Source organism: Pantoea sp. Tr-811, from assembly GCF_011752535.1.
Lineage (GTDB): Bacteria > Pseudomonadota > Gammaproteobacteria > Pseudomonadales > Pseudomonadaceae > Aquipseudomonas.
Genome location: NZ_VWXJ01000003.1, coordinates 118,985 through 144,235, shown reverse-complemented (window position 1 = coordinate 144,235; position 25,251 = coordinate 118,985). Strand labels below are relative to the sequence as shown.

Sequence of the window (25,251 nt, the reverse complement as noted above, 5' to 3'; positions counted from 1 at the left end):
CCCCGGCTGTGGGCAGGCAAGCAAAACTTAATGGCGGTGCAAGGCTCAGAACATCGGAAAAGGCGTGTTGTGTGCGTCTACCGTGCGGATTCAGCGGTAGTTCTTTTCCAGCAGCGGAACAACGGCTCGGCCAGAAACAGCACGAACAGCAAGCGCATCACCTGCAGCGCTGTAACCAGTGGCACCGACAGCTGCAAGGTTTCCGCCGTCAGGCTCATCTCCGCGATGCCGCCAGGCATCATGCCCAGGGTCAGCGAGCGCAGGTCCAGTTCAGTCATCACGCTCAAGCCCCAGGCCGCGCTGCCGGCAATCGCCATGCACAACCCCGTGGCCACCAGCGTGCGCCCAAGAAACGACGGCGCACGGCGAAAGAACGCCCGGTTGAAGTGGCAGGCCAGGCCGCTGCCGATCAGCCATTGGCCGATCTGGCTGGCGCCATTGGGCAAGGCGATCTGCAGGTTGCCCGCCAGGCTCAGCGAAGCCGCCACCAGCAAAGGCCCGAACAGCCATGGGTTGGGTTGGCGCAAGCGTTGCCAGGCAAACCCCATGGCCACGCCCAGCGGCACGATCACCGCCAGCCAGCCCCAGCTCACGCTGCCGGCATGGTTCAGCGGCACGCCATCACCGAGCAGGAACTTGAACAATGCCGGTACGCACAGCACCACTGCCAGCACGCGCAGGCTCTGGGCCGCTGCTACCTGGCTGAGCACGGCGCCATTGCGTGCGCCGAGGTTGACCATTTCCCCCGAGCCGCCGGGCATGCTGGCGAAAAACGCCGTGGCGCGGTCCTCGCCGGTGCGCCGCAGCAGCCACACGCTGATCCCGCTGGACAGGGTGGTGAACAGCGCACCGAAGAAAATCAGCAGGAAATGGCTGGCGACCTGTTCGATCACCGCCGGGGTGAAGTGCAGGCCAATGCCGATGCCGATGATGCATTGGCCGCACTTGCGCCCGTTGGGGATTTCCGAAAGCTGCCAGGGCGTCAGGCAGCGCACCAGGATGATCGCCAGCAGCGAGCCGACCATCCACGGCAAGGGCCAGCCGACCTTGCTGGCGGCATAACCGCCGGCAAGGCCGACCAGCCCGGTGGCAACGAACAGTGGCATTGGCCGCCGGTCAGGCATCGGCCAGGGCCCGGCGCTGCTGGCTGCGCTTGCGCCAGATGCGCAGCAGCGGCAGGGTCAGCATGCAGGTCGTCAGCACCCACACCGACAGGCTGATCGGGCTGGACCAGAGGATGCCCAGTTCGCCGTTGGAAATCGACAGCGCGCGGCGCAGGTTCTGCTCCATCAGCCCACCGAGGATGAACCCAAGCAGGATCGGCGACAGCGGGAAGTCCAGCTTGCGCAGGATGTAGCCCATGATGCCGATGCCCACCATCAGGAACAGGTCGAAGGTGGTGGCGTGCACGGCGTAGACGCCGATGGCGGTGATGATGGCTATCACCGGCACCAGCGCCCAGTTCGGCACGGCGAGGATGCGGGTGAAGATGCGGATCATCGGAATGTTCAGGATCACCAGCATGATGTTGGCGATGAACAGCGAGGCGATCAGGCCCCAGACGATGTCCGGTTGCTGTTCGAACAGCAGCGGGCCTGGGGTGATGTTGTACAGGGTCAGTGCACCGATCATCACCGCCGTGGTGCCCGAACCTGGTACGCCCAGGGTCAGCATCGGCACCAGGGCGCCGCAGCAGGAGGCACCGATGGCGGTTTCCGGGGCCGCCAGGCCACGGGCGTCACCCTTGCCGAATTTGCCCGTGGTGCCGGCGATGCGCTTCTCGGTCATGTAGGCCACGGCGCTGGCCAGGGTGGCACCGGCACCGGGCAGCACGCCCATGATGAAGCCGAGCAGGCCGCAGCGGATATTCACCACGAACACCGAGGCCGCTTCCTTGAAGTTGAACAGCATGCGCCCCGTAGCCTTGACCGCCTGGTGGCCATGGTGGGTTTTTTCCAGCAACAGCAGGATCTCGCTGATGGAAAACAGGCCCAGCACCAGCACCACGAACTGAATGCCGTCGGCCAGGTGCACGCTGTCACCGGTGAAGCGGTACACGCCGCTGTTGGCGTCGATGCCGACCGCCGACAGGAACAGGCCGATCAGCGCGGCGATGAAGGTCTTCAGGGGTTTGTCGCCGGCCATGCCGCCCAGGCAGACGATGGCGAACACCATCAGCACGAAATATTCCGCCGGGCCAAAGGCGATCGCCCATTTGGCCAGCAGCGGGGCGAACAGCACCATGCCGCAGGTGGCGATCAGGGCGCCGATGAACGAACTCCAGGCCGACAGCGACAAAGCCACGCCAGCCAGGCCCTGGCGCGCCATGGGGTAGCCGTCCAGGGTGGTCATCACGGTCGAGGCTTCGCCCGGGATGTTCAGCAGGATCGAGCTGATCCGCCCGCCGTACTCGCAGCCCAGGTACACCGCAGCCAGCAGGATCAGCGCCGACTCAGGCGGCAGGCCGAGGGCGAAGGCGATCGGAATCAGCAAGGCCACGCCGTTGATCGGGCCCAGGCCCGGCAGCAGGCCGACCACGGTGCCGATCAAGGTGCCAGACAAGGCGGTGACCAGGTTGTAGGGGCTCAGGGCGACGCCGAAGCCCTGGCCCAGGTAGCTCAAGGTATCCATGTGTCAGTTCTCCAGTACGCTCAGCAGGCCCAGGGGCAGGGGGACGTCCATGACGCGGTCGAACAGCCAGTACAGCAGCAGGCTCATGCCCACCACCACCAGGCTGCTGTGCAGCCAGCGGCCGCCGTACAGGCGGGCCATGGGGATACCGACCAGAATGGCGCTGAGGATGAAGCCCAGGGGTTCGAAGGTGCCGGCGAACACGATCAGCAGGCCGACGCACACGCCGATCTTGATCAGGGTTTCCCGGTCCAGTTCGGGTTCGTCGTCCTTGCGCACGATGGGCGTTGGGCGAACGGCCAGGTACAAAAGGCCCAGGCTCATCAGGCCGAGCATCAGCAGCGGGTAGGCGCGCGGGCCCACCGGCTCATAGGAAAACGCGGCCTGGTAGGGCCAGGCCATTACGGCCAGGGCGGCGCACACCGCCAGCAGGGCCAGGGCGAAAATGCGTTGCAGGATCATGCAAAAATCCTCATTGAATCGCAGGCCTTGTAGGCGCGGGCTTGCCCCGCGAACACCGGCGCAGCCGGTGGCAGTGACTGCGGTGGTTTCTTCGCGGGGCAAGCCCGCTCCTACAGGGATCGGGGAAAAGTCCTGAGTGGCTTACTGAATCAGCCCGAATTCCTTGGCCAGCGATTTGTAGTCCGCCACCTGCTTCTTCACGTAGCCGTCCAGTTCTTCACCGGTCATGGCGAACGGGAACAGCTCGCGCTGGTCACGCAGCTTGGCGAAGTCTTGCGAAGCCAGCATCTTGTCGAAGGAGTCCTTCCACCAGGCGTATTCCTCGTCGCTTACCTTTGGCCCCAGGTAGAAGCCACGCACCACTGGCCAGACGATGTCGTAGCCTTGTTCCTTGGCGGTGGGGATGTTCTTCATCTCCGGCTCGTCCAGGCGGTTTTCCGAGAACACCGCGAGGATGCGCATGTTGCCGCTCTGGATGTGCGGCATGGAGTCGGAAATGTCGGTGGAGCCCACCTGGATATGCCCGCCCAGCAGCGCGGTGGCGATCTCGCCGCCGCCTTCCAGGGCCACGTAGCGCAGGTCGCGCGGGTTGATGCCAGCGGCCTTGGCGATCAGTGCGGTTTGCATCCAGTCCTGGCTGCCGACGGTGCCGCCGGAGCCGATCACGACCTTGCTCGGGTCCTTCTTCAGGGCGGCGACCAGGTCGTCGAGGGTTTTGTAGGGCGAGTCATTCTTCACCGCGATGGCACCGTAGCTGGTGCCGACCGCCGCCAGCCATTTCACCGCGTTCTCGTCGAAGCGGCCGAACTTGCCCTGGGCCAGGTTCAGCAGCGAACCGCTGGACCAGGCCACCAGGGTGCCGGCGTCGGCCGGGCGCTGGGCGACCACGGCGTTGTAGGCCACGGCGCCAACGCCACCGGGCATGTAGGTGACGCGCATCGGCTTGCTGAGGATCTTTTCCTGCACCAGGGCGCTTTGCACCAGCTTGCAGGTCAGGTCGAAGCCGCCACCGGGCGAGGCCGGGGCGATGCATTCAGGGCGTTTCGGTTCGGCGGCGAGGGCATTGCCGGCCAGCAGCAGGCAGCCGGTGGCGAGGACGAGGCGGCGCAGTGAAAAGGTCATCGAATGTCTCCGTGAGCGTTGTTGTTATGGGTTACCACAGCGCGACGCTGTAGCTCACCAGCAGCCGCACTTCGTCGGCGTCGCGGGCGAAGTTCGAGCGGAAGGTGGCGTTGCGCAGGCGCACGGCGACGTTTTTCAGCGCGCCGCTTTGTACCACGTACTTGAGTTCGGTGTTGCGTTCCCACTCCTTGCCCTCGCCACCGGCGGCGCGGCTGACGTTGTCGCCGTTGATGTAGCGGGTCATGAAGGTCAGGCCGGGGATGCCGAGTGCGGCGAAGTTGTAGTCGTAGCGCGCCTGCCAGGAGCGTTCGTCGGCCCCGGCGAAGTCGTTGATCTGGACGAAGTTGACCAGGTACGGGTCGGCGCCATCGATGTACGGGAAGGCGCTGTCGCCCGACAGTTGCTGCCAGGCGGCGCTGACCTTGTGCCCGCCCAGGCTGTAGCTGAGCAGGGTGTTGAAGGTGGTGTTGTCGATGCGCCCGGCCTTGGCCGCGCCGGCATCGTCGCTGATCGCCAGGCGCACATCGGCGCCGAAGGTGCCAGGGCCCCAGGGCTGGCTGGCGACCATGCCGATGAAGTGCTGGCGGTAGATGTCGTCGAGCTGGGCGAAGTGGTAGCTGCCGGTGATACGGTCGGTGAACTTGTAGTCCAGGCCCGCCAGGTCGAGGTTGTCGGCGCTGAAACTGCCACCGAAGCGGCCGTTCTTGTTGTTCAGGGCCAGGTCTTCCCAGTTGGTGTCGTTGCGGTCCTTGGCCTTGTCCAGGCGCCCGCCGGTGAAGGTCAGGCCCTTGATTTCCTGGGAGGTGAGCAGGCCGCCTTGGAAGGTCTGCGGCAGGATGCGCCCGTCGTTGGGCTGCAGGGTCGGCAGTTCGGGAATCAGCGTGCCGACTTTCAGTTCGGTCTTGGAGATCTTCACCTTGCCGGTCAGGCCGAGCTTGGAATACTCGTTGGCCGCCTTGCCGTCGTCATGGGTGGGCAGCAGGCCGGTGCCGGTACGGTCGGGGCTGGAGTCGAGCTTGATGCCCATCATTCCCAGGGCGTCCAGGCCGAAGCCCACGGTGCCGTCGGTGTAGCCGGACTCGAAGTTGAGCATGAAGCCCTGGGCCCACTCGTCGCGCTTGGACTGCTGCGCGCTGGTGCCGTCGCGAAAATCGCGGTTGAAGTACATGTTGCGGGTTTCGAAGGTGGCCGTGCTGTCTTCGAGGAAGGCGGCCTGGCTCAGCGGGGCGACGCCGGCGAGCGCCAGGGCGCTGGCGATGGCAGAGGGGCGTGCGGACAGGGAACGGCTAGGCGCGAACGCCTGAGGCTGCAATGACAGCATCGGGATGACTCCGTTTTTTATTCTTGTTCGTTGCACCTTGCTGGTGCTTTTTTCGGCGCGTGGGGCAACCGTGGTGCGATGCTAGGTAACGAACCTTTCGTGAACCTTTCAGCGCGAAAGGTTTGTTACAAGGGGCTTCACAGCCTTGACTTCAGCGGTACACTCCGCGCCACCGCCCCACCCGAGCAGGGAGAATCCGATGCGTGTGCTGCTGGTCGAAGACCATCTGCAACTGGCTGACAGCGTGGCCCAGGCCTTGAAAAGCCATGGCCTGACCGTGGACGTGCTCCACGATGGCGTGGCCGCCGACCTGGCCCTGGCCAGCGAGGAATACGCCGTTGCCGTGCTCGACGTGGGCCTGCCGCGCATGGACGGTTTCGAGGTGCTGGCGCGCCTGCGCAGCCGTGGCAAAACCCTGCCGGTGCTGATGCTGACCGCGCGCAGCGACGTCAAGGACCGGGTCCACGGGCTGAACCTGGGCGCCGATGACTACCTGGCCAAGCCGTTCGAGCTCACCGAGCTGGAGGCGCGGGTCAAGGCCCTGTTGCGGCGCAGCGTGCTCGGTGGCGAACGCCAGCAACGCTGTGGGCCGCTGGTGTACGACCTGGACACCCGGCGCTTCAGCCTGGGGGACGACAACCTCACCCTGACTTCCCGCGAGCAGAGCGTGCTCGAAGCCCTGATTGCCCGCCCGGGCCGGGTGATGAGCAAAGAGCAACTGGCGGCCCAGGTGTTTGGCCTGGACGAAGAAGCCAGCCCCGATGCCATCGAAATCTACATCCACCGCCTGCGCAAGAAACTCGATGGTCACCCGGTGGCCATCGTCACCTTCCGCGGCCTGGGCTACCTGCTTGAGCACCGCGATGCGTGACAATGGCAGCCTGCGCGGGCGGCTGGTGGGCAACCTGGCGCTGCTGCTGGTGGTGCTAATGCTGGCCAGCGGCCTGAGCGCCTACTGGAATGGCCGTGAAGCGGCCGATACCGCCTACGACCGCACCCTGCTGGCCTCGGCGCGGACCATTGCCGCCGGGCTGTCCCAGCGTGACGGCACCCTGAGCGCCGATGTGCCCTATGTGGCGCTGGACACCTTTGCCTACGACAGTGCCGGGCGAATCTACTACCAGGTGCTGGACATCGAGCAGAAGCTGATTTCCGGTTACGAGCACCTGCCGCCACCGCCGCCCGGCACCCCGCGTACCGACGACTACCCAGCCCTGGCGCGCTTCTACAACGCCACCTACCTGGGCCAGGACGTGCGCGTGGTCAGCCTGCTCAAGGCGGTGAGCGAGCCGAACATGAACGGCATGGCGGAAATTCGCGTGGCCGAAACCGAGGAGGCGCGGGTGCGCATGGCCAGGGGGCTGATGGCCGATACGCTGCTGCGCCTGGGCATGCTGGCGCTGGGGGCGCTGGTGATGGTCTGGTTTGCCGTCAGTGCCGCGCTGCGCCCGCTGGAGCGCCTGCGCACGGCGGTGGAGGAGCGCCAGCCAGACGACCTGCGGGCGCTGCCGGTGGTGCAGGTGCAGCGCGAGCTGGGGCCTTTGGTGCGGGCCTTGAACCACTTCACCGAGCGCTTGCGTGGGCAGTTCGAGCGCCAGGCACAGTTCATCGCCGAGGCCGCCCACGAACTGCGCACGCCACTGGCCGCGCTGAAGGCGCGGGTCGAGCTGGGCTTGCGTTCGCAGCAGCCGCAGGAGTGGCGGCAAACCCTTGAAACAGCGGCTCAGGGAACCGACCGCCTGACCCACCTGGCCAACCAGTTGCTGTCGCTGGCCCGAGTGGAGAACGGTGCCCGGGCGATTGCCGAAGGCGGGGCGCAACGGCTGGACTTGAGCCAGCTGGCCCGTGAGCTGGGCATGGCCATGGCGCCGCTGGCGCACAAGCGCGGTGTGGCGCTGGCGCTTGAGGCCGAGGCGCCGGTGTGGTTGAAGGGCGAGCCGACCCTGCTCAACGAGCTGCTGAGCAACCTGATGGACAACGCGCTGGCGCATACGCCGGCGGGCGGTAATGTGATTTTGCGGGTATTGGCCCCTGCCGTGCTGGAGGTCGAGGACGATGGGCCCGGAATTCCCGAAGATGAGCGCGAGCGCGTGTTCGAGCGGTTTTACCGGCGCGGAGTGCAGGGCAGTGGGCTGGGGCTGGCCATCGTTGGCGAGATTTGCCGGGCGCATCTGGCACAGATCAGCCTGCATGATGGCGAGAAAGGTGGGTTGAAGGTGCGGGTGAGTTTTATTGCCGATTGATGGGCTGCCTGGGCGGGCCCTTTCGCGAGCTGCGCTCGCTCCTACAGGGTTACGCCAACCGGGTAGGAGCGAGCGTAGCTCGCGAAAGGGCCCCCCCAGGAAAATGCCTAGCGCAACATGCTCCGCGCCTCCAGCAACTCGCCCATCTCAAGCTCCGTGCCAAACGGCAAGCCCAGGTGCCGATACGCCGGCAGTGCCGCCAGTGGCCGGCTGCGCCCGCGCAGGCTCAGGCACTTGGCGATCTGCACCACGTCGATGTAGTCGACCTTGTCGGTGCTGCGGTCAAGGTCCTGTACCTGGCTTGGCAGGTTGACCAGTTGCTCGGGGAATTCCCACGAAGAGAGAATCTTGTCGCCCAGCACCGGCTGGATCTGTTCGATCACGTAGTGCAGGCACACAGGGTCCGACAACAGCTCGTTGTGTTCCTCGGCATAGATCAGCACCGGCAGCGCGCCGATCTGGTTCACCAGCCCGCCCAGGGTCGCCTGGTCGGGCTTCAACTGGGGCGTGTAGCGGCGGCACAATTCATAGCTGATGCCAGCCACTTCCAGGCTGTTCGACCAGATATCGCGCAGCTTTTGCTCCACTGCCGAAGAACGGGCATGGAAGATCTGCTCGATCACCAGGCCAATGGCCAGGTTGCAGCTGTAGTTGATGCCCAGGCGGGTAATGGCAGTGTGCAGGTCGGTGACCTCCACGGCCGCACGCAGCAGCGGGCTGTTGACCACCTTGATCAGGCGTGCCGAAAGGGCGGCATCGCGGCCGATCACCTTGCTCAGGGCGGCAACGCTGATTTCGCTGTCTTCGGCTGCCTCGCGAATGCTCAAGGCAACCTCGGGCAGGGTCGGCAGGACCAGGTCATCGTTGTCGATGGCAGCGAGCAACTGCGCTTGAACCATCTCGGCCAGCTTGTTCATGAACGTCTCTACGGCAAGGGTGGTGCACTCTTCAGCGCTGGATTTCGCGGTCGCGGTCCAGCGCGTAGGGCAGGCTCAACAGCTGCAGGCGTGGGCCTTCCAGGCTGCCCAGGTGCAGGTTGTCGTCCTCCACCGAATCGGCGCTGAGCACCGCCAGCAGCTCGCAGCCCTGGCCGGTGCTGGCAGCCAATACCACCTCGCCGACCGACGAGCCGTGGGTGGGCGAGAAAATCTCCTCGCCCGGCGCCGGCACGGCTTGCTGGTCGAGTGCCAGGCGGTACTGGCGGCGCTTGAGTTTGCCCAGGTACTGCATGCGCGCGACGATTTCCTGGCCGGTGTAGCAGCCTTTCTTGAAGCTCACGCCATCGACAGCTTGCAGGTTGATCATCTGCGGGATGAACAATTCCCGGGTCGGGCCCATGACCTGGCCGATGCCGGCACGGATCTGCCCCAGCAGCCAGTCGTTGAGGCTGCCTTCGGGCAAGGCGGCGGCCAGTTGCTCGCGCACGCTGGCGGCGTTGTCCGCCGGCACCCAGAGCTCGACGCGGCCAGGAGAGACGGCAATGGCGATCAGGCCATCATGGCGCACGGTGCTGCCAGGCTCGTCCGGCACGACCAGGCCCAGTGCTTGCAACGCGGCCTCGCCACCCTGCAGGCCGAAGCGGGCCCAGGCCGCGCTTTCATCGGTCAGCGTGGCCTTGGAGAACACGGCGTACTTCTTCAGGTCGGCCAGTTGCGGCTCCAGCAGCTCGCTGGCCATGGCCAGCAGGAAGCCATTGCCTTCGGGCAGGATGCGGAAGCTCGACTGCATGCGCCCCTTGACCATGCAGCGGGCACCGAGGCTGGCATGCTCAAGGCTCAGGTAGTTGATGTTGCAGGTCAGCTGGCCCTGCAGGAACTTGCCGGCGTCGGAGCCGCGGACGGCGAGAATGCCCTCGTGGGACAGGGGGCTGAAGAAAGCGGAATCGGCCATGGGTCATCGCGGTGGCTAAAGACTGGCGGCCATCATAGAACGCCGGTAACAAAATAGGTAGGTGACTAGACCAACGCCCGGTGTCGCATCGCGCGCTGCGCGGTATACTGCGCGACCATTCGAGGAGGGCCCCATGGTCGAACAAACAGAACTCAACCGGCTTTTCTGGCACAGCCGCCGCGGCATGCTGGAACTGGACGTACTGCTGGTGCCATTCACCCAGGAGGTCTACCCGACCCTCAACGAAGCCGACCGCGAGCTCTACGTGCGCCTGCTCAGCTGCGAGGATCAGGACATGTTCGGCTGGTTCATGGAGCGCACCGAGTCCGAAGACCCGGAGCTGCAGCGCATGGTCCGCATCATTCTGGACCGTGTCCAGCCCAAGTGAATGCTTCGAGTGCCGCTGGCAGGGCTCGCGCCTGTTGCTGGTGGCCTACCTCGGTTGCCAGGCCCTGGCCCTGCTGGCCTTGTGCTTGAGCGCCTGCCCCTGGTGGCTGGCCTGTGCTGCCGCCGCCGCTTGCCTCGCCCACGCTGGCTGGGCCATTCCCCGACGTATTCTGTTGACCGATCCCCACGCCGTGACCGGCTTGCGCCGCGATGCCCAGGGCTGGCGGGTGTTCAGCCGCGCGCAAGGTTGGCAGCCGGTGCGCCTGTGCCGCGACAGCGTGGCGCTGCCAGCGTTGGTGGTGGTGCGGTTCGTCAGGGCAGGGGCATGGTTCGGCCAGAGCCAGTGCGTACCGCGTGATGCCCTGGGGGCAGACGCGCATCGGCGGTTGCGGGTGAGGCTGAAGTTCAGCCGAAGAAGGTTTGGCCTCCCGGTAGGCGCGAGCAAAGCTCGCGATGCGATCTAACTGGCGTAGCATACCTTAGGGTATCAGCCCGCCTGTGAGGCCCCATCGCGAGTTTTGCTCGCGCCTACCAGGTTTGGGCAAGCCCTCTGTGAAGAGGGCGGCGCAGTGCTCAGAGGGGGCTGAGGATGGTATCCCTGGCCTCTGGCAGCATCCCTGGGTAATCCAGGGTGTAATGCAGCCCGCGGCTCTCCTTGCGCTGCATCGCCGAGCGAATCATCAGCTCGGCCACCTGGGCCAGGTTGCGCAACTCGATCAGGTCGCGGCTGACCTTGTAGTTGCTGTAGAACTCGTCGATCTCATCAAGCAGCAGGCGTACCCGGTGCTCGGCCCGCTGCAGGCGCTTGCTGGTGCGCACGATGCCCACGTAGTCCCACATGAAACGCCGCAATTCGTCCCAGTTGTGCGCAATGATCACGTCTTCATCGGAGTCGGTCACCTGGCTGGCATCCCAGCAGGGCAGGGCCTTGGGCATGCCGATTTGCTCCAGGTGAGCCTGGATGTCCGCTGCCGCGGCGCGGCCGTAGACGAAGCATTCGAGCAACGAGTTGCTGGCCATGCGGTTGGCCCCGTGCAGGCCGGTGAAGCTGGTTTCGCCGATGGCGTACAGGCCCGGCACATCGGTGTGGCCGCGATCGTCCACCATCACGCCACCACAGGTGTAGTGGGCTGCCGGCACCACCGGGATCGGCTGGCGGGTGATGTCGATGCCAAAGGCCAGGCAACGCTCGTAGACCGTGGGGAAATGGCTCTTGATGAACTCGGCTGGCTTGTGGGTGATGTCCAGGTACACGCAGTCCACGCCCAGGCGTTTCATTTCATGGTCGATGGCGCGGGCGACGATGTCACGCGGGGCCAGTTCTTCGCGTGGGTCGAAGCGCGGCATGAAGCGCTCGCCGTTGGGTAGGCGCAGCAGGGCGCCTTCGCCGCGCAGGGCCTCGGTAATCAGGAAGCTCTTGGCCTGGGGGTGGTACAGGCAGGTGGGGTGGAACTGGTTGAATTCCAGGTTGGCCACCCGGCAGCCGGCGCGCCAGGCCATGGCGATGCCGTCACCGCAGGCGCCGTCGGGGTTGCTGGTGTAGAGGTAGACCTTGGCCGCGCCGCCGGTGGCCAGCACGGTGAAGCGGGCGCCGAAGGTGTCGACCTCGCCGCTGTTGCGGTTCAGCACGTAGGCGCCCAGGCAGCGTTCGCCAGGCAGGCCCAGGCGCCGCTCGGTGATCAGGTCCACCGCCACCCGTTGCTCCAGTAGCTCGATGTTCGGGCGCTGCCGGGCACGCTCCAGCAAGGTGGTGAAAATCGCAGCGCCGGTGGCGTCGGCGGCATGGATGATACGCCGGTGGCTATGGCCACCCTCGCGGGTCAGGTGAAACTCGAAACCGCCATCGTCGACGCTGTGGTGCTCGTCACGGGTGAACGGCACGCCTTGCTCGATCAGCCACTGGATGGCTTCGCGGCTATGTTCCACGGTGAAGCGCACCGCCGCTTCGTCGCACAGGCCACCGCCGGCATTGAGGGTGTCCTCGACGTGCGACTGCACGGTGTCGGTGTCGTCCAGCACGGCGGCGACGCCGCCCTGGGCCCAGAAGGTCGAGCCGTTGGCCAGGTCACCCTTGCTCAGCACGGCAATGCGCAGGTGGGCGGGAAGGTTCAGTGCCAGGCTGAGACCGGCGGCGCCGCTGCCGATCACCAGGACATCATGTTGGAATTGTTGGCTCATGTCGGGACACTAGTAATCTTTGGAAGGGGCGCGGCACAATAGTCACGCGCAGATGGCATTGTGAAACTATCGTGAACGCAGGCCGGGCTGCCTTTATAGCAGCCTGCGGTGGCCAATTTCCATGCCACTGGGGACGTTACGGCATCTTCGTGGGAACTTTCCGACACGGCCGGAAATCCTATGAAGGCTGCCCGCACGCCACACATTGCCGCGGCGACGCAGGGCGGCAGCTCTTTCCGGGCTGACACCTGCGTAATTCGAAACCTGTTTATCGACGCAGCGGGCCGTGACCGCGCCGCGTCTTCCGTGCGAGCCGACCAAGGGCCGCAGGAAACTTGCTTGGAGGGGAGAACTTTTGCGCAAAGCCCGAGTCTATGGTTGCAAGCCTGAACGATGGCTGTTGCAACGCTCCTTCGAGTTCACTGAGGAGTGTTCATGCTAACCCAGGAAGAGGATCAGCAGCTTGTAGAGCGCGTACAGCGCGGTGACAGGCGAGCGTTCGATCTGTTGGTGCTGAAGTATCAGCACAAGATTCTCGGGTTGATCGTGCGGTTCGTTCACGACACCCACGAGGCCCAGGATGTAGCACAGGAAGCCTTTATCAAGGCCTACCGTGCGCTTGGCAATTTCCGCGGTGACAGTGCGTTTTATACCTGGCTGTACCGCATCGCCATCAACACGGCGAAGAACTACCTGGTGTCCCGTGGAAGACGGCCACCAGACAGCGATGTGAGCTCCGAGGATGCGGAGTTTTACGACGGCGATCATGGTCTCAAGGATCTCGAGTCCCCAGAGCGCTCGTTGTTGCGGGATGAAATCGAAGGCACTGTCCATCGCACCATCCAGCAACTGCCTGAAGATTTGCGCACGGCCCTGACCCTGCGTGAGTTCGATGGGTTGAGTTACGAAGACATTGCCAGTGTCATGCAATGTCCGGTGGGTACCGTGCGCTCTCGAATCTTCCGCGCTCGGGAGGCCATAGACAAAGCCCTGCAGCCGTTGTTGCAGGAAACCTGAGACAGCGGCGACAGCCAAGAGAGGAACCGCCATGAGTCGTGAAGCTTTGCAGGAATCGCTGTCCGCGGTGATGGACAACGAAGCGGACGAACTGGAATTGCGTCGGGTGTTGAACGCCGTCGACGATGCCGAAACCCGTGCCACCTGGTCGCGTTACCAGGTTGCCCGTGCAGCGATGCACAAGGAACTGCTGCTGCCCAAGCTGGATATCGCCTCGGCGGTGTCTGCGGCGCTGGCCGATGAGGCCGTGCCGGTGAAGGCCAAGCAGGGCCCATGGCGTACCGTTGGCCGCCTGGCCGTGGCCGCTTCGGTGACCGTTGCGGTGCTGGCCGGTGTGCGCCTGTACAACCAGGATGAAATCACCGGTGCCGAGCTGGCTGCCCAGCAACCTGCCCAGCAGGGCCTGAGCATGCCACTAAGTCAGGGCCCGGCCGTTCTGGCAGGCTATAGTGAGAGCAGTGAGCAACCGACCGGGCCAATGGCCAACGGCGTGCTGCAGAACCAGGCCGGCTGGGATCAGCGTCTGCCAGGCTACCTGCGCCAGCATGCCCAGGAATCCGCGCTCAAGGGCACTGAAACCGCCTTGCCGTATGCCCGCGCCGCCAGCCTGGAAAACCGCTAAGTAAGGAGGATCATGCGCGCGCTACCTCTCCTGTCGCTGCTGATTGGCAGCTGCATGACGGTGCCAGCGTTGGCAGCCAACTCGTCGCCCGAGGCGACGCAATGGTTGAACAAGCTGGCACAGGCCGAGCAAAAGCAGAGTTACCAGGGCTCCTTCGTTTACGAACGTAACGGCAGCTTCTCTTCCCACGATATTTGGCACCGTGTGCAGGACGGCAAGGTTAGCGAGCGCTTGTTGCAGCTCGACGGCGCCGCCCAGGAAATCGTGCGCGTGGATGGCAAGGTACAGTGCGTCAGTGGCGGCCTCGCCAATGGCGCCAGTGGCGTGAACAACCCGCCAGACGCTGCGCAGCGCTCGCTCGATCCCCTTAAGCTGATGAGCTGGTACGACCTCAGCGTCGCGGGCAAGGCCCGTGTCGCCGACCGTGACGCGGTGGTCATTACCCTGACCCCGCGCGACCAGCATCGCTACGCTTTCGAACTGAACCTGGACCGCCGTACCGGCCTGCCGCTGCGTTCGTTGATGCTCAACGACAAAGGGCAACTACTGGAGCGCTTCCAGATGACCCGCCTGGACACCGACACCCCGCCCAGCGACCAGGACCTGCATGCCAGCGCCACCTGCAAGCCGGTGGAGCGGGTGGCCAGCAGTGCCAGCGAGGTGGTGGCCGGGTGGCGTTCGGACTGGCTGCCGCCAGGCTTCGAGCTTATCAACAGCTCGGTGCGCCGTGACCCTGCCCGTGACAGCACCATCAGCAGCCTCATGTACGACGATGGCTTGGCGCGGTTCTCGGTGTTCCTTGAGCCGGTGAAGGAAGATGCTGGCACCGACGTGCGCACCCAGCTGGGCCCGACCTCGGCGGTATCGCGGCGCCTCAACACGCCCAAGGGCAAGGTTCAGGTCACCGTGGTTGGCGAGATTCCGCTGGGTACGGCAGAACGTGTCGCACTGTCGATGCGCCCACAGGATGCCCAGGCAAGCCAGTAGTGGCGTGCCCTCACGGCCCTGTACAAGGGCGATGCCAAGGCGGACGGACACGCTGCTGAAATGAAATTAAAGCATTGTCATTTGCAATCCTTTGGCAAATTTTCTATAGGTCAGGCTTTCAGGAGCCTGGCCTTTCCTGCGTTGTGCAGGGGCTATTTCCAACTACCGCTCGTTGTGACGGGAGCCGTATGTCAATACCACGCTTGAAATCCTACCTAACGCTGTTCGCCGCCGTGCTGATGCTCGGCCAGGTGCTGACTGCCCAGGCCGATGAAGCCCTGCCGGACTTCACCACCCTGGTCGAGCAGGCCTCGCCGGCGGTGGTCAACATCAGTACCAAGCAGAAACTGCCAGACCGCCGCGTGGCGGCCGGGCAGATGCCGGACCTGGAAGGCCTGCCGCCGATGTTCCGCGAGTTCTTCGAGCGCAACATGCCGCAGCAGCCCCGTTCGCCACGCGGTGACCGCCAGCGCGAAGCCATGTCGCTGGGTTCGGGCTTCATCATCTCCAGCGATGGCTACGTGCTGACCAACAACCACGTGGTGCAGGACGCCGACGAGATCATCGTTCGCCTGTCGGACCGCAGCGAGCTGCAAGCCAAGCTGATCGGCACCGACCCGCGCACCGACGTGGCCCTGCTCAAGGTCGATGGCAAGAACCTGCCGACGGTCAAGCTGGGTGACTCGGAAAAACTCAAGGTGGGCGAGTGGGTGCTGGCCATCGGTTCGCCGTTCGGCTTCGACCACTCGGTGACCAAGGGTATCGTCAGCGCCAAGGGCCGTACCTTGCCCAACGACACCTATGTGCCGTTCATCCAGACCGACGTGGCCATCAACCCGGGTAACTCCGGCGGCCCGCTGTTCAACATGAAAGGCGAGGTGGTGGGCATCAACTCGCAGATCTTCACCCGTTCCGGCGGCTTCATGGGCCTGTCCTTCGCCATCCCGATCGACGTGGCCATCGACGTCTCCAACCAGCTTAAGAAAGACGGCAAGGTCAGCCGCGGCTGGCTGGGCGTGGTGATTCAAGAGGTCAACAAGGACCTGGCCGAGTCGTTCGGCCTGGACAAGCCGGCCGGTGCCCTGGTAGCCCAGGTGCTGGAAAACGGCCCGGCAGCCAAGGGTGGCTTGCAGGTGGGTGACGTGATCCTGAGCATGAACGGCCAGCCGATCGTCATGTCCGCCGACCTGCCGCACCTGGTGGGCAGCCTGAAAGATGGCGAGAAGGCCAAGCTGGAAATCATCCGCAACGGCAAGCGCCAGAACCTCGACGTCGCCGTGGGCGCGATGCCTGACGACGATGCCGACATCGGCACCGGCACCGGCGCCGACGGCAAGGCCGAACGCAGCAGCAACCGCTTGGGCGTGTCCGTCTCGGACCTGACCGATGAGCAGAAGAAATCCCTGGAGCTCAAGGGCGGCGTGGTCATCAAGGAAGTGCAGGATGGCCCGGCAGCGGTGATCGGCCTGCGCCCGGGCGATGTCATCAGCCACCTGAACAACCAAGCCATCGCCTCGGCCAAGCAGTTCACTGAAATCGCCAAGGACTTGCCGAAGAACCGTTCGGTGTCGATGCGCGTGCTGCGCCAGGGGCGCGCCAGCTTCATCACCTTCAAGCTCGCCGAATAAGCGGTTTGCCAGGTGAAAAGGGCAGCTTCGGCTGCCCTTTTTCATGAAAGTTCACAATTGCGCGCGCCATTGATGTGTACAGTTCGGCAGAGGAATCTCCCATAACCCAACTGCTTAAGGTACAATTCCCGGCTATTTTTCGGCGGGCGTCCGGCTCGCAGCCTTTTCGAGTGTTGACCCGTGAGTGATTTGAGTCATATCCGCAATTTCTCCATCATCGCCCACATCGACCATGGCAAGTCGACCCTGGCCGACCGTTTCATCCAGATGTGCGGTGGCCTGTCGGCTCGCGAAATGGAGGCCCAGGTACTGGACTCCATGGACCTGGAGCGCGAGCGCGGTATCACCATCAAGGCCCACAGCGTCACGCTCAACTACAAGGCGCAGGACGGCAAGGTCTACCAGCTGAACTTCATCGACACCCCCGGCCACGTCGACTTCACCTATGAAGTTTCGCGTTCGCTGGCGGCCTGCGAAGGCGCGCTGCTGGTGGTGGACGCAGGCCAAGGCGTCGAAGCCCAGTCGGTTGCCAACTGCTACACCGCCATCGAGCAGGGCCTGGAAGTCATGCCCGTGCTGAACAAGATGGACCTGCCCCAGGCCGACCCGGACCGCGTCAAGGACGAGATCGAGAAGATCATCGGCATCGACGCCACCGACGCCGTGGCCTGCAGTGCCAAGAGCGGCATGGGCGTCGACGAGGTGCTCGAACGCCTGGTGCAGAGCATTCCGGCCCCGGAAGGCGATATCGACGCGCCGTTGCAGGCGCTGATCATCGACTCCTGGTTCGACAACTACCTGGGCGTCGTCTCGTTGGTGCGCGTGCGCCATGGCCGCGTCAAGAAAGGCGACAAGATCCTGGTCAAGTCCACCGGCAAGGTGCACCTGGTCGACAGCGTCGGCGTGTTCACGCCCAAGCACACCCAAACCGCTGACCTCAAGGCCGGCGAAGTGGGCTTCATCATCGCCAGCATCAAGGACATTCACGGTGCCCCGGTGGGTGACACCCTGACCCTGTCCACCACCCCCGAGGTGGCGGTGCTGCCTGGCTTCAAGAAAATCCAGCCGCAGGTTTACGCCGGCCTGTTCCCGGTCAGCTCCGACGACTTCGAAGACTTCCGCGATGCCCTGCAGAAGCTGACCCTGAACGACTCGTCGCTGCAATACATGCCGGAAAGCTCCGACGCCCTGGGCTTCGGCTTCCGTTGCGGCTTCCTCGGCATGCTGCACATGGAAATCATCCAGGAGCGCCTGGAGCGCGAATACGACCTGGACCTGATCACCACCGCGCCAAGCGTGATCTACGAGCTGGAACTGAAAACCGGCGAAACCATTGTCGTCGACAACCCGTCCAAGCTCCCGGATGTCTCGGCCGTGGCCGATTTCCGCGAGCCGATCGTGACCGCCACCATCCTGGTGCCGCAGGAGCACCTGGGCAACGTCATTACCCTGTGCATCGAAAAACGTGGCGTGCAGCGCGACATGCAGTTCCTTGGCAGCCAGGTGCAGGTGCGCTATGACATGCCAATGAACGAAGTGGTGCTGGACTTCTTCGACCGCCTGAAGTCCACCAGCCGCGGCTACGCTTCGCTGGACTATCATTTCGATCGCTACCAGTCGGCCAACTTGGTCAAGCTGGACGTGCTGATCAACGGCGACAAGGTCGATGCCCTGGCATTGATCGTGCACCGTGACAACGCGGCCTACAAAGGCCGTGCATTGACCGAGAAGATGAAGGAGCTGATCCCTCGGCAGATGTTCGACGTAGCGATCCAGGCAGCCATCGGCGGCCAGATCATTGCCCGGACAACCGTCAAGGCACTCAGAAAGAACGTACTGGCCAAGTGCTACGGTGGTGACGTCAGCCGTAAGAAGAAACTGCTGGAGAAGCAGAAGGCCGGTAAGAAACGCATGAAACAGGTGGGCAACGTGGAAATTCCACAGGAAGCCTTCCTCGCCGTGCTCAGGTTGGATAGCTAGGTCCTATGTCGCTAAATTTCCCGCTGTTGCTAGTCATCGCCGTCTTCGTCTGCGGTCTGCTGGGCTTGATCGACCTGCTGTTCCTGGCCCCGCGCCGGCGGGCAGCGGTCGCCACCTACCAGGACAGCGTCACCCAGCCAGAAATGGCAGTGGTCGAGCGCCTGAGCAAGGAACCGCTGCTGGTGGAGTACGGCAAGTCGTTCTTCCCGGTGCTGTTCATCGTGCTGGTGCTGCGCTCGTTCCTGGTGGAGCCGTTCCAGATTCCTTCCGGGTCGATGAAACCGACCCTGGAAGTGGGCGATTTCATTCTGGTGAACAAGTTCTCCTATGGCATCCGCCTGCCGGTGATCGACAAGAAGGTCATCGAGGTCGGTGACCCGCAACGCGGCGATGTGATGGTGTTCCGCTACCCAAGCGACCCGAACGTCAACTACATCAAGCGCGTGGTTGGCCTGCCGGGCGACACCATCAGCTACACCAGCGACAAGCGGTTGTTCGTCAACGGCCAGCCGATTGCCGAGCAATTGGTCGGTGCCGAGCCGGGGACCCTGGGCAGCGCCGAGCTGTACAAGGAAAAACTCGGCGAAGCCGAGCACCTGATCCGCAAGGAAATGACCCGTTATCGCATGCCGCCGGACCAGCAATGGACCGTGCCGGCCGGCCATTACTTCATGATGGGCGACAACCGCGACAACTCCAACGACAGCCGCTACTGGGACGACCCGAAGATTCCGAAGGAACTGCACGGCATGGTTCCGGACCGCAACATCGTCGGCAAGGCTTTCGCGGTATGGATGAGCTGGCCAGAGCCCAAGCTCAGCCACTTGCCCAACCTGTCGCGGGTCGGCCTGATCCATTGATACCCTTCGGCGCTGTCCTGCAGACAGCGCCGAATGCTTTTCTGACATAGGCTTGTGTTCTCAGGGAACGAGAGATTCGCCGCTCGCTGCGTCGGACCACAGGCAAACAGTCTTTCAGGATGTTGATTTGAACAACGCGTTGAACAACCAGCGGGTGGCTGCATGAGTGCTTCCCTTGCCCGTCTCGAGCGCAAGCTCGGCTACACCTTCAAGAACCAGGAGCAGATGCTGCTGGCCCTGACCCACCGCAGCTACGCCGGGCGCAACAACGAGCGCCTGGAGTTCCTGGGTGACGCCATCCTCAACTTCGTCGCCGGCGAAGCGCTGTTCGAGCGCTTCCCGCAGGCCCGCGAAGGCCAGCTGTCGCGCCTGCGTGCCCGCCTGGTCAAGGGTGAAACCCTGGCCCGCCTGGCCCGTGGCTTCGACCTGGGCGACTACCTGCGCCTGGGCTCGGGCGAGCTCAAAAGCGGCGGTTTCCGCCGTGAGTCGATCCTCGCCGACGCCCTCGAAGCGCTGATCGGTGCGATCTACCTGGACGCGGACATGCAGACCGCGCGCGAGCGCATCCTCGCCTGGCTGACCGACGAATTCGAAGGGCTGACCCTGGTCGACACCAACAAGGACCCGAAAACCCGCCTGCAGGAGTTCCTGCAATCGCGCAGCTGCGAGCTGCCGCGTTACGAGGTGGTCGACATCCAGGGCGAACCGCATTGCCGTACCTTCTTCGTCGAATGCGAAGTGGTGCTGCTGAACAACAAGAGCCGTGGCCAGGGCGTGAGCCGGCGTATCGCCGAACAGGTCGCCGCCGCCGCCGCATTGATCGCCCTGGGCGTGGAGAATGGCAATGACTGAGAACACCCCAACCCGCTGTGGCTATGTGGCTATCGTCGGCCGCCCGAACGTGGGCAAGTCGACCTTGCTCAACCACATCCTCGGGCAGAAGCTGGCGATTACCTCGCGCAAGCCGCAAACCACCCGCCACAACATGCTCGGCATCAAGACCGAGGGTGACGTGCAGGCGATCTACGTCGATACCCCGGGCATGCACAAGGCCAACGACAAGGCCCTGAACCGTTACATGAACCGTAACGCCTCGGCGGCCCTGAAGGACGTCGATGTGGTGATCTTCGTGGTCGACCGTACCAAGTGGACCGACGAAGACCAGTTGGTGCTTGAGCGCGTGCAGTACGTGACCGGCCCGCTGATCATCGCGGTCAACAAGACCGACCGCATGGAAGAGAAGGCCGAGTTGATCCCGCACCTGCAGTGGCTGCAGGAGCAACTGCCGAACGCCGAGGTGATGCCGATTTCCGCGCAGCAGGGGCACAACCTCGAAGCGCTGGAAGCGCAGATTGCCAAGCACCTGCCGGAAAACGACCACTTCTTCCCGGAAGACCAGATCACCGACCGCAGCAGCCGCTTCCTCGCCGCTGAACTGGTGCGCGAGAAGATCATGCGCCAGCTGGGCGCGGAGCTGCCGTACCAGATCACCGTGGAGATCGAAGAGTTCAAGCAGCAGGGCCATGTGCTGCACATCCACGCGCTGATTCTGGTGGAGCGTGACGGCCAGAAAAAAATCATCATTGGCGACAAGGGTGAGCGTATCAAGCGCATTGGCTCCGAGGCGCGCAAGGACATGGAAGTGCTGTTCGACTCCAAGGTCATGCTCAACCTGTGGGTCAAGGTCAAGGGCGGCTGGTCCGACGACGAACGCGCCCTGCGTTCGCTGGGCTACGGCGACCTGTAAGCCTCTCCGCATGGCCTGTAGGAGCGGGCTTGCCCCGCGAACACGGGCGAAGCCCGTGCCATGCACTCATGGCGCCTGGGCTGGCCCCTTCGCGGGGCAAGCCCGCTCCTACAAGGTGCACGCCCCGCCTGCGACCGAGTGACTGCTCATGGATCAACCCGTTGGCCAACCCGCCTACGTCCTGCACAGCCGCGCCTACAAGGAAACCAGCGCCCTGGTGGACTTCTTCACGCCGCAAGGCCGCCTGCGTGCAGTACTGCGCCGTGCGCGGGGCAAGGGCGGCAGCCTGGTGCGGCCGTTCGTGCCATTGGAAGTGGAATTGTTCGGCAAGGGCGAGCTGAAGAATGTCCGGCGCCTGGACACCGTGGGCATCGCCGCCTGGTTGCATGGCGATGCGCTGTTCAGCGGCTTGTACCTCAATGAACTGCTGATGCGCCTGCTGCCTGCCGAAGCGCCGCAACCTGAACTGTTCGAGCACTATGCCCTGACCTTGCAGGCACTGGCCGCCGGCAGGCCGCTGGAGCCTTTGCTGCGCTCGTTCGAGTGGCGGCTGCTGGAAGACCTGGGCTACACCTTTTCGCTCAGCCACGACGTCAACGATGAACCGGTCGAAGCCGATGGCCTCTACCGCCTGCGGGTCGATGCTGGCCTGGAACGGGTCTACCTGGTGCAGCCTGGGCTGTTCAACGGCGCCCAGCTACTGGCCCTGGCCCAGGCCGACTGGGAGGCGCCCGGCGCGCTGCTGGCGGCCAAGCGCCTGATGCGCCAGGCACTGGCGGTGCACCTGGGGGCAAAACCGCTGGTCAGCCGGGAACTGTTTCGCAAGCGCTGAGCACGACGTATGCTGTGGGGCTCAATCACAGGAGAGCCTTTCGTGACTCACAGCAACCGCATGCTTCTTGGCGTCAACATCGACCACGTGGCGACCCTGCGCCAGGCCCGGGGCACCCGCTATCCGGACCCGGTCAAGGCCGCACTGGACGCCGAGGAAGCGGGTGCCGACGGCATTACCGTGCACCTGCGCGAAGACCGCCGGCACATCCAGGAGCGCGACGTGGTGCTGCTCAAGGACGTGCTGCAGACGCGCATGAACTTCGAAATGGGCGTTACCGAAGAGATGATGGCCTTTGCCGAGAAGATCCGCCCGGCGCACATCTGCCTGGTGCCCGAAACCCGTCAGGAGTTGACCACCGAAGGTGGCCTGGACGTGGCGGGGCAGGAAGCACGCATCAAGGCCGCCGTTGAGCGCCTGGCGCGCACCGGCGCGGAGGTTTCGCTGTTCATCGATGCCGACGAGCGGCAGATCGAGGCCTCGCGGCGGGTAGGTGCGCCAGCCGTGGAGCTGCACACCGGGCGCTACGCCGATGCACAAACCCCGAGCGAAGTGGCCGACGAGCTGCAGCGTATCGTCGATGGCGTGGCCTTTGGCGTGGGGCAGGGGCTGATCGTCAATGCCGGGCATGGCCTGCATTACCACAATGTCGAGGCGGTGGCGGCGATCAAGGGGATCAACGAACTGAACATCGGCCATGCGCTGGTGGCCCATGCCCTGTTCGTTGGCTTCAAGGCGGCGGTGGCTGAGATGAAGGCGTTGATCGTCGCGGCTTCGCGCTGATCCGTTGGTTGCCAGTGTCGGCCTCTTCGCGGGGCAAGCCCGCTCTTACAGGGAAGAGGCCGGCACTGGCAAGCCATTCATTCTGATCGAAACACCAGGGTAAACCGCGTTGGCCCAGCAGGGCTGCTGCAGACCTCGACCCGCCCCCCATGCAACTGCATGATCGACTTGACGATCGCCAGGCCCAACCCCGTCCCGCCTTCGAGCCGCGAACGCCCGGCACCCACCCGGTAGAAGCGTTCGAACAGCTGCGGCCAGTGTTCCTCGGCAATCCCCGGCCCCTGATTCTCCACCCACACTCGCACTTCGGCGCCCTGGCGTTCGATGCCCAGTTGCACGGCCTGCCCCTCGGCGCCATGGCGGATGGCATTGCTCAGCAGGTTGGACAGTGCCCGCTGGAACATCAACCGGTCGACCAACGCCGTTGCCCACCCCTGCAATCGCAGCTCGATGCCCTTGGGTTCGGCCGTGTAGGCGAACAACTCGCTGACCTGCGCCGCTTCATCGGCCAGCGCCAGCGGTTTGAGCAGCACCTGGGCCTGGGGTTGGCTGACCTGGGCGAGGAACAGCATGTCGTTGATGATGCGGTTGAGGCGGGTCAGTTCCTCGATGCTGTCTTCCAGCACTTCGCGGTAGTTCTCGCTCTGCCGTTCGCGGGCCAGGGTGACCTGGGCCTTGCCCATCAGGTTGCTCAACGGCGTGCGCAGTTCGTGGGCCAGGTCGTCGGAGAACTGTGACAGCTGGCGAACGCCCTGGTCGAGGCGTTCGAGCATGACGTTGATGCTGCGCGCCAGGTCCGCCAGTTCCTGGGGCAGGCCGGCCACGGGCAGGCGGTGCTGCAGGTCCTGGGCCGAAACCTGCCCGGCAATGCGGCGGAACCTGCGCAGCGGCTTGAGGCCGCGCTGCATCAGCCACCAGGCACCGGCGCCGATCAGTGCCAGCAGCAGCGGCAGCGCCAGCAGGGTGGAGTTGAGGTAGGCCTGGAGCAGGGCGTTGTCGTCTGCACGGTCGAGCGACATCATCACCCGCACCGGGGTGTCGTCGCGCAGGCGCATCAGCTGGGTGGCGGTGAGGATCTGCCGGCCGCTGCCGTCGCGCCACTGATGAAAGCCCAGGCGGGCGTCGGTGGGCAGCTCGCTGACCCGTGATTCAAGGGCCGGCCCCAGGCTGAGCAGGTGCGGGTGGCGGCCATCGAGGGCCAGCACGCTGAGGCTCAGGTTGTCGTGGCCCATCACCAGGTCGAGCAGCGGGTGGGCGCGGTTGCCCAGGTCTTCGTTGCGCAGGTCGACCCGCAGGTTGTGCGCTACCTGCATCATCTTGCGCGCCAGGTCCTTGCGCGCGCGGCTGTCCAGCTCATGGTCGAGGGCGAACACGGCCAGGCAGGCCAGCAACAACACCAGCGCGGCGCCCATCAGGGTGACGCCCAGGCCCAGGCGCAGCGACAGGCTGGCGTTTTTCACACGCGGGCCTCAAGCACGTAGCCGACGCCGCGCAGGGTGTGGATCAGCTTGTCGTCGAACGGGTCGTCGATTTTTGCCCGCAGGCGGCGGATCGATACCTCGACCACATTGGTGTCGCAATCGAAGTTCATGTCCCACACCAGCGAGATGATCTGCGTGCGTGACAGCACCTCGCCGCTTTGGCGCATCAGCAGGTGCAGCAGGGCGAACTCCTTGGCGGTCAGGTCGATACGTTGCCCGGCGCGATAGGCGCGGTGGCGGCCGGGGTCCAGCTCCAGGTCGGCGACCCGCAGGGTAGTCGGTTGCAGTTGCTGGTCGTTGCGCCGCAACAGGGTGCGGATACGGGCCAGCAGCTCGGGAAACTCGAACGGCTTGAGCAGGTAGTCGTCGGCGCCTAGGTCCAGGCCCTTGACCCGGTCGGCCAGGCGGCCGTGGGCGGTCAGCATCATGATGCGGGTGGCGGATTCGGCGCGCAGCCGCTGCAGGACCGTCCAGCCGTCGAGCTCTGGCAGGTTGACGTCGAGGATGACCAGGTCGTAGGGCTGCTGGCGCGCCAGGTGCAGGCCGTCGGTGCCGGTGTGGGCACAGTCGACCACGTAGCCGTTTTCGCGCAGGCCTTGGTGCAGGTAGTCGGCGGTTCGCAGTTCGTCCTCGATGATCAGCAGGCGCATGGGGCGGGCTCGGTGTGTTGGAAAGGGCGGGATTCTCAAGCCTGAAGGGGGTTGAGGGTCAAGGGGCGGGATGTTACGGAATGAGAATGGCCCGGCAACACCCGATCACATTGCAAGACTGTAATGCCCGCCTCACCTTGGTGTTAGCTGCCCTAGGGCAGGCTTGCCTTGTCAGATCGACTAACACGAGGCAAGCACGATGAACCTGAGCAAATACCTGCTGCTGGCGGCCATGGCCCTGGGCAGCGCCAGCGTCTACGCCGAAGGCGGCGCGGAACGTTCGAAGCAGTTCTGGGAGGCCTTCCGCCAGGACCAGGCACGCCTGTATGGCGACCAGCAGCAGGCCATCGCCGAGCGCGAGCGCAAGGCCCAGGCGAAAGCCCGCGAGGTGGCCAAGGATTGACGCCGGACGCCGCTGGCGCGACCCCAA

The 25,251-nt window shown here is 64.5% G+C and carries 25 protein-coding genes; 15 read left to right on the top strand and 10 right to left on the bottom strand.

The genetic code is table 11. The features are described 5' to 3' along the window. Positions 1 to 77: 77 nt before the first annotated feature. The 5 genes from F3J44_RS05605 to F3J44_RS05585 all read right to left on the bottom strand — a co-directional run bounded on the left by F3J44_RS05605 (position 78) and on the right by F3J44_RS05585 (position 5,536). Entirely contained in the window at positions 78 to 1,106 is a 1,029-nt protein-coding gene (locus F3J44_RS05605; protein ID WP_205299708.1) for an AbrB family transcriptional regulator, read from the bottom strand. 10 nt (positions 1,107 to 1,116) lie between these two features. Then, positions 1,117 to 2,631, bottom strand: a complete 1,515-nt coding sequence (locus tag F3J44_RS05600; protein WP_167271060.1) for a tripartite tricarboxylate transporter permease — start codon at positions 2,629 to 2,631, stop codon at positions 1,117 to 1,119. 3 nt (positions 2,632 to 2,634) lie between these two features. Beyond that, positions 2,635 to 3,093 carry a tripartite tricarboxylate transporter TctB family protein gene (locus F3J44_RS05595; protein ID WP_167061790.1) on the bottom strand — a complete coding sequence of 153 codons (459 nt, stop codon included), beginning with the start codon at positions 3,091 to 3,093 and terminating at the stop codon, positions 2,635 to 2,637. Between the two features lie 141 nt (positions 3,094 to 3,234). Next, positions 3,235 to 4,215: a tripartite tricarboxylate transporter substrate binding protein gene (locus F3J44_RS05590; RefSeq protein WP_167061793.1), complete on the bottom strand. Its 981-nt coding sequence runs from the start codon at positions 4,213 to 4,215 to the stop codon at positions 3,235 to 3,237. 31 nt (positions 4,216 to 4,246) lie between these two features. Next, positions 4,247 to 5,536: an OprD family porin gene (locus F3J44_RS05585; RefSeq protein ID WP_167271058.1), complete on the bottom strand. Its 1,290-nt coding sequence runs from the start codon at positions 5,534 to 5,536 to the stop codon at positions 4,247 to 4,249. A gap of 199 nt (positions 5,537 to 5,735) precedes the next feature. On the opposite strand from F3J44_RS05585, the gene F3J44_RS05580 reads away from it, so the two are divergent. Both F3J44_RS05580 and F3J44_RS05575 read left to right on the top strand, forming a co-directional pair. Further along, the gene (locus F3J44_RS05580; protein WP_167061799.1) at positions 5,736 to 6,407 is read left to right on the top strand and encodes a response regulator; all 672 of its coding nucleotides are present in this window, start codon (positions 5,736 to 5,738) and stop codon (positions 6,405 to 6,407) included. Next, a complete protein-coding gene (locus tag F3J44_RS05575) occupies positions 6,400 to 7,779 on the top strand; it encodes a sensor histidine kinase (RefSeq protein WP_167271056.1) in 1,380 nt (459 codons plus the stop codon). Before F3J44_RS05580 ends, F3J44_RS05575 begins: the two co-directional genes overlap by 8 nt. A 107-nt stretch (positions 7,780 to 7,886) precedes the next feature. Here F3J44_RS05575 and F3J44_RS05570 read toward each other — a convergent pair whose 3' ends face one another. Next, positions 7,887 to 8,696 carry an HDOD domain-containing protein gene (locus tag F3J44_RS05570; protein ID WP_167061805.1) on the bottom strand — a complete coding sequence of 270 codons (810 nt, stop codon included), beginning with the start codon at positions 8,694 to 8,696 and terminating at the stop codon, positions 7,887 to 7,889. Positions 8,697 to 8,727: 31 nt separating this feature from the next. Further along, the gene (locus tag F3J44_RS05565) at positions 8,728 to 9,669 is read right to left on the bottom strand and encodes a folate-binding protein YgfZ (protein ID WP_167271054.1); all 942 of its coding nucleotides are present in this window, start codon (positions 9,667 to 9,669) and stop codon (positions 8,728 to 8,730) included. Positions 9,670 to 9,802: 133 nt separating this feature from the next. On the opposite strand from F3J44_RS05565, the gene F3J44_RS05560 reads away from it, so the two are divergent. Further along, on the top strand, positions 9,803 to 10,057 hold the full coding sequence (locus tag F3J44_RS05560; RefSeq protein WP_009684770.1) for a succinate dehydrogenase assembly factor 2: 255 nt from the start codon (positions 9,803 to 9,805) through the stop codon (positions 10,055 to 10,057). Continuing rightward, positions 10,041 to 10,520 carry a protein YgfX gene (locus F3J44_RS05555; protein WP_167271052.1) on the top strand — a complete coding sequence of 160 codons (480 nt, stop codon included), beginning with the start codon at positions 10,041 to 10,043 and terminating at the stop codon, positions 10,518 to 10,520. The genes F3J44_RS05560 and F3J44_RS05555 overlap by 17 nt, the downstream gene beginning before the upstream one ends. A 109-nt stretch (positions 10,521 to 10,629) precedes the next feature. On the opposite strand, the gene nadB is transcribed toward F3J44_RS05555, so the two are convergent. Then, complete coding sequence (gene nadB, locus F3J44_RS05550; protein WP_167061815.1) at positions 10,630 to 12,234, bottom strand: L-aspartate oxidase; 1,605 nt, start codon at positions 12,232 to 12,234, stop codon at positions 10,630 to 10,632. Positions 12,235 to 12,669: 435 nt separating this feature from the next. Here nadB and rpoE point away from each other — a divergent pair, with 435 nt between their 5' ends. The 10 genes from rpoE to pdxJ all read left to right on the top strand — a co-directional run bounded on the left by rpoE (position 12,670) and on the right by pdxJ (position 22,690). Continuing rightward, positions 12,670 to 13,251, top strand: a complete 582-nt coding sequence (rpoE, locus tag F3J44_RS05545) for an RNA polymerase sigma factor RpoE (protein ID WP_003252049.1) — start codon at positions 12,670 to 12,672, stop codon at positions 13,249 to 13,251. Positions 13,252 to 13,282: 31 nt separating this feature from the next. Next, on the top strand, positions 13,283 to 13,873 hold the full coding sequence (locus F3J44_RS05540; RefSeq protein ID WP_167271050.1) for a sigma-E factor negative regulatory protein: 591 nt from the start codon (positions 13,283 to 13,285) through the stop codon (positions 13,871 to 13,873). Between the two features lie 12 nt (positions 13,874 to 13,885). After that, a complete protein-coding gene (locus tag F3J44_RS05535; RefSeq protein ID WP_167271048.1) occupies positions 13,886 to 14,860 on the top strand; it encodes a MucB/RseB C-terminal domain-containing protein in 975 nt (324 codons plus the stop codon). A gap of 188 nt (positions 14,861 to 15,048) precedes the next feature. Continuing rightward, positions 15,049 to 16,488, top strand: a complete 1,440-nt coding sequence (locus tag F3J44_RS05530; RefSeq protein WP_167061824.1) for a DegQ family serine endoprotease — start codon at positions 15,049 to 15,051, stop codon at positions 16,486 to 16,488. Between the two features lie 189 nt (positions 16,489 to 16,677). Then, entirely contained in the window at positions 16,678 to 18,468 is a 1,791-nt protein-coding gene (gene lepA, locus F3J44_RS05525) for a translation elongation factor 4 (RefSeq protein WP_205299734.1), read from the top strand. A 5-nt stretch (positions 18,469 to 18,473) separates the two neighbouring features. Continuing rightward, positions 18,474 to 19,328, top strand: coding sequence for a signal peptidase I (lepB, locus tag F3J44_RS05520; RefSeq protein ID WP_167061845.1), 855 nt, complete (start codon positions 18,474 to 18,476; stop codon positions 19,326 to 19,328). Positions 19,329 to 19,490: 162 nt separating this feature from the next. After that, complete coding sequence (gene rnc, locus F3J44_RS05515) at positions 19,491 to 20,180, top strand: ribonuclease III (RefSeq protein WP_167061848.1); 690 nt, start codon at positions 19,491 to 19,493, stop codon at positions 20,178 to 20,180. After that, positions 20,173 to 21,075 (top strand): GTPase Era, encoded by a 903-nt coding sequence (gene era / locus F3J44_RS05510; RefSeq protein ID WP_114171483.1) that lies wholly within the window; start codon positions 20,173 to 20,175, stop codon positions 21,073 to 21,075. Before rnc ends, era begins: the two co-directional genes overlap by 8 nt. Positions 21,076 to 21,223: 148 nt before the next feature. Continuing rightward, entirely contained in the window at positions 21,224 to 21,907 is a 684-nt protein-coding gene (gene recO / locus F3J44_RS05505) for a DNA repair protein RecO (RefSeq protein WP_167271046.1), read from the top strand. A gap of 60 nt (positions 21,908 to 21,967) precedes the next feature. Next, a complete protein-coding gene (pdxJ, locus tag F3J44_RS05500; RefSeq protein ID WP_205299733.1) occupies positions 21,968 to 22,690 on the top strand; it encodes a pyridoxine 5'-phosphate synthase in 723 nt (240 codons plus the stop codon). Between the two features lie 77 nt (positions 22,691 to 22,767). On the opposite strand, the gene F3J44_RS05495 is transcribed toward pdxJ, so the two are convergent. After that, positions 22,768 to 24,150, bottom strand: a complete 1,383-nt coding sequence (locus tag F3J44_RS05495) for a heavy metal sensor histidine kinase (protein WP_167271044.1) — start codon at positions 24,148 to 24,150, stop codon at positions 22,768 to 22,770. Beyond that, the gene (locus F3J44_RS05490) at positions 24,147 to 24,821 is read right to left on the bottom strand and encodes a heavy metal response regulator transcription factor (RefSeq protein ID WP_167271041.1); all 675 of its coding nucleotides are present in this window, start codon (positions 24,819 to 24,821) and stop codon (positions 24,147 to 24,149) included. The genes F3J44_RS05495 and F3J44_RS05490 overlap by 4 nt, the downstream gene beginning before the upstream one ends. Before the next feature lie 199 nt (positions 24,822 to 25,020). Here F3J44_RS05490 and F3J44_RS05485 point away from each other — a divergent pair, with 199 nt between their 5' ends. Next, entirely contained in the window at positions 25,021 to 25,224 is a 204-nt protein-coding gene (locus tag F3J44_RS05485) for a hypothetical protein (protein WP_167271039.1), read from the top strand. Positions 25,225 to 25,251 lie beyond the last annotated feature (27 nt).

Coding starts and splice junctions, on each gene's coding strand:
- F3J44_RS05605 (WP_205299708.1), bottom strand. CDS start 1,106: ATGCCACTGTTCGTTGCCACCGGGCTGGTCGGCCTTGCCGGCGGTTAT.
- F3J44_RS05600 (WP_167271060.1), bottom strand. CDS start 2,631: ATGGATACCTTGAGCTACCTGGGCCAGGGCTTCGGCGTCGCCCTGAGC.
- F3J44_RS05595 (WP_167061790.1), bottom strand. CDS start 3,093: ATGATCCTGCAACGCATTTTCGCCCTGGCCCTGCTGGCGGTGTGCGCC.
- F3J44_RS05590 (WP_167061793.1), bottom strand. CDS start 4,215: ATGACCTTTTCACTGCGCCGCCTCGTCCTCGCCACCGGCTGCCTGCTG.
- F3J44_RS05585 (WP_167271058.1), bottom strand. CDS start 5,536: ATGCTGTCATTGCAGCCTCAGGCGTTCGCGCCTAGCCGTTCCCTGTCC.
- F3J44_RS05580 (WP_167061799.1), top strand. CDS start 5,736: ATGCGTGTGCTGCTGGTCGAAGACCATCTGCAACTGGCTGACAGCGTG.
- F3J44_RS05575 (WP_167271056.1), top strand. CDS start 6,400: ATGCGTGACAATGGCAGCCTGCGCGGGCGGCTGGTGGGCAACCTGGCG.
- F3J44_RS05570 (WP_167061805.1), bottom strand. CDS start 8,696: ATGAACAAGCTGGCCGAGATGGTTCAAGCGCAGTTGCTCGCTGCCATC.
- F3J44_RS05565 (WP_167271054.1), bottom strand. CDS start 9,669: ATGGCCGATTCCGCTTTCTTCAGCCCCCTGTCCCACGAGGGCATTCTC.
- F3J44_RS05560 (WP_009684770.1), top strand. CDS start 9,803: ATGGTCGAACAAACAGAACTCAACCGGCTTTTCTGGCACAGCCGCCGC.
- nadB (WP_167061815.1), bottom strand. CDS start 12,234: ATGAGCCAACAATTCCAACATGATGTCCTGGTGATCGGCAGCGGCGCC.
- rpoE (WP_003252049.1), top strand. CDS start 12,670: ATGCTAACCCAGGAAGAGGATCAGCAGCTTGTAGAGCGCGTACAGCGC.
- F3J44_RS05540 (WP_167271050.1), top strand. CDS start 13,283: ATGAGTCGTGAAGCTTTGCAGGAATCGCTGTCCGCGGTGATGGACAAC.
- F3J44_RS05535 (WP_167271048.1), top strand. CDS start 13,886: ATGCGCGCGCTACCTCTCCTGTCGCTGCTGATTGGCAGCTGCATGACG.
- F3J44_RS05530 (WP_167061824.1), top strand. CDS start 15,049: ATGTCAATACCACGCTTGAAATCCTACCTAACGCTGTTCGCCGCCGTG.
- lepB (WP_167061845.1), top strand. CDS start 18,474: ATGTCGCTAAATTTCCCGCTGTTGCTAGTCATCGCCGTCTTCGTCTGC.
- rnc (WP_167061848.1), top strand. CDS start 19,491: ATGAGTGCTTCCCTTGCCCGTCTCGAGCGCAAGCTCGGCTACACCTTC.
- era (WP_114171483.1), top strand. CDS start 20,173: ATGACTGAGAACACCCCAACCCGCTGTGGCTATGTGGCTATCGTCGGC.
- recO (WP_167271046.1), top strand. CDS start 21,224: ATGGATCAACCCGTTGGCCAACCCGCCTACGTCCTGCACAGCCGCGCC.
- pdxJ (WP_205299733.1), top strand. CDS start 21,968: ATGCTTCTTGGCGTCAACATCGACCACGTGGCGACCCTGCGCCAGGCC.
- F3J44_RS05490 (WP_167271041.1), bottom strand. CDS start 24,821: ATGCGCCTGCTGATCATCGAGGACGAACTGCGAACCGCCGACTACCTG.
- F3J44_RS05485 (WP_167271039.1), top strand. CDS start 25,021: ATGAACCTGAGCAAATACCTGCTGCTGGCGGCCATGGCCCTGGGCAGC.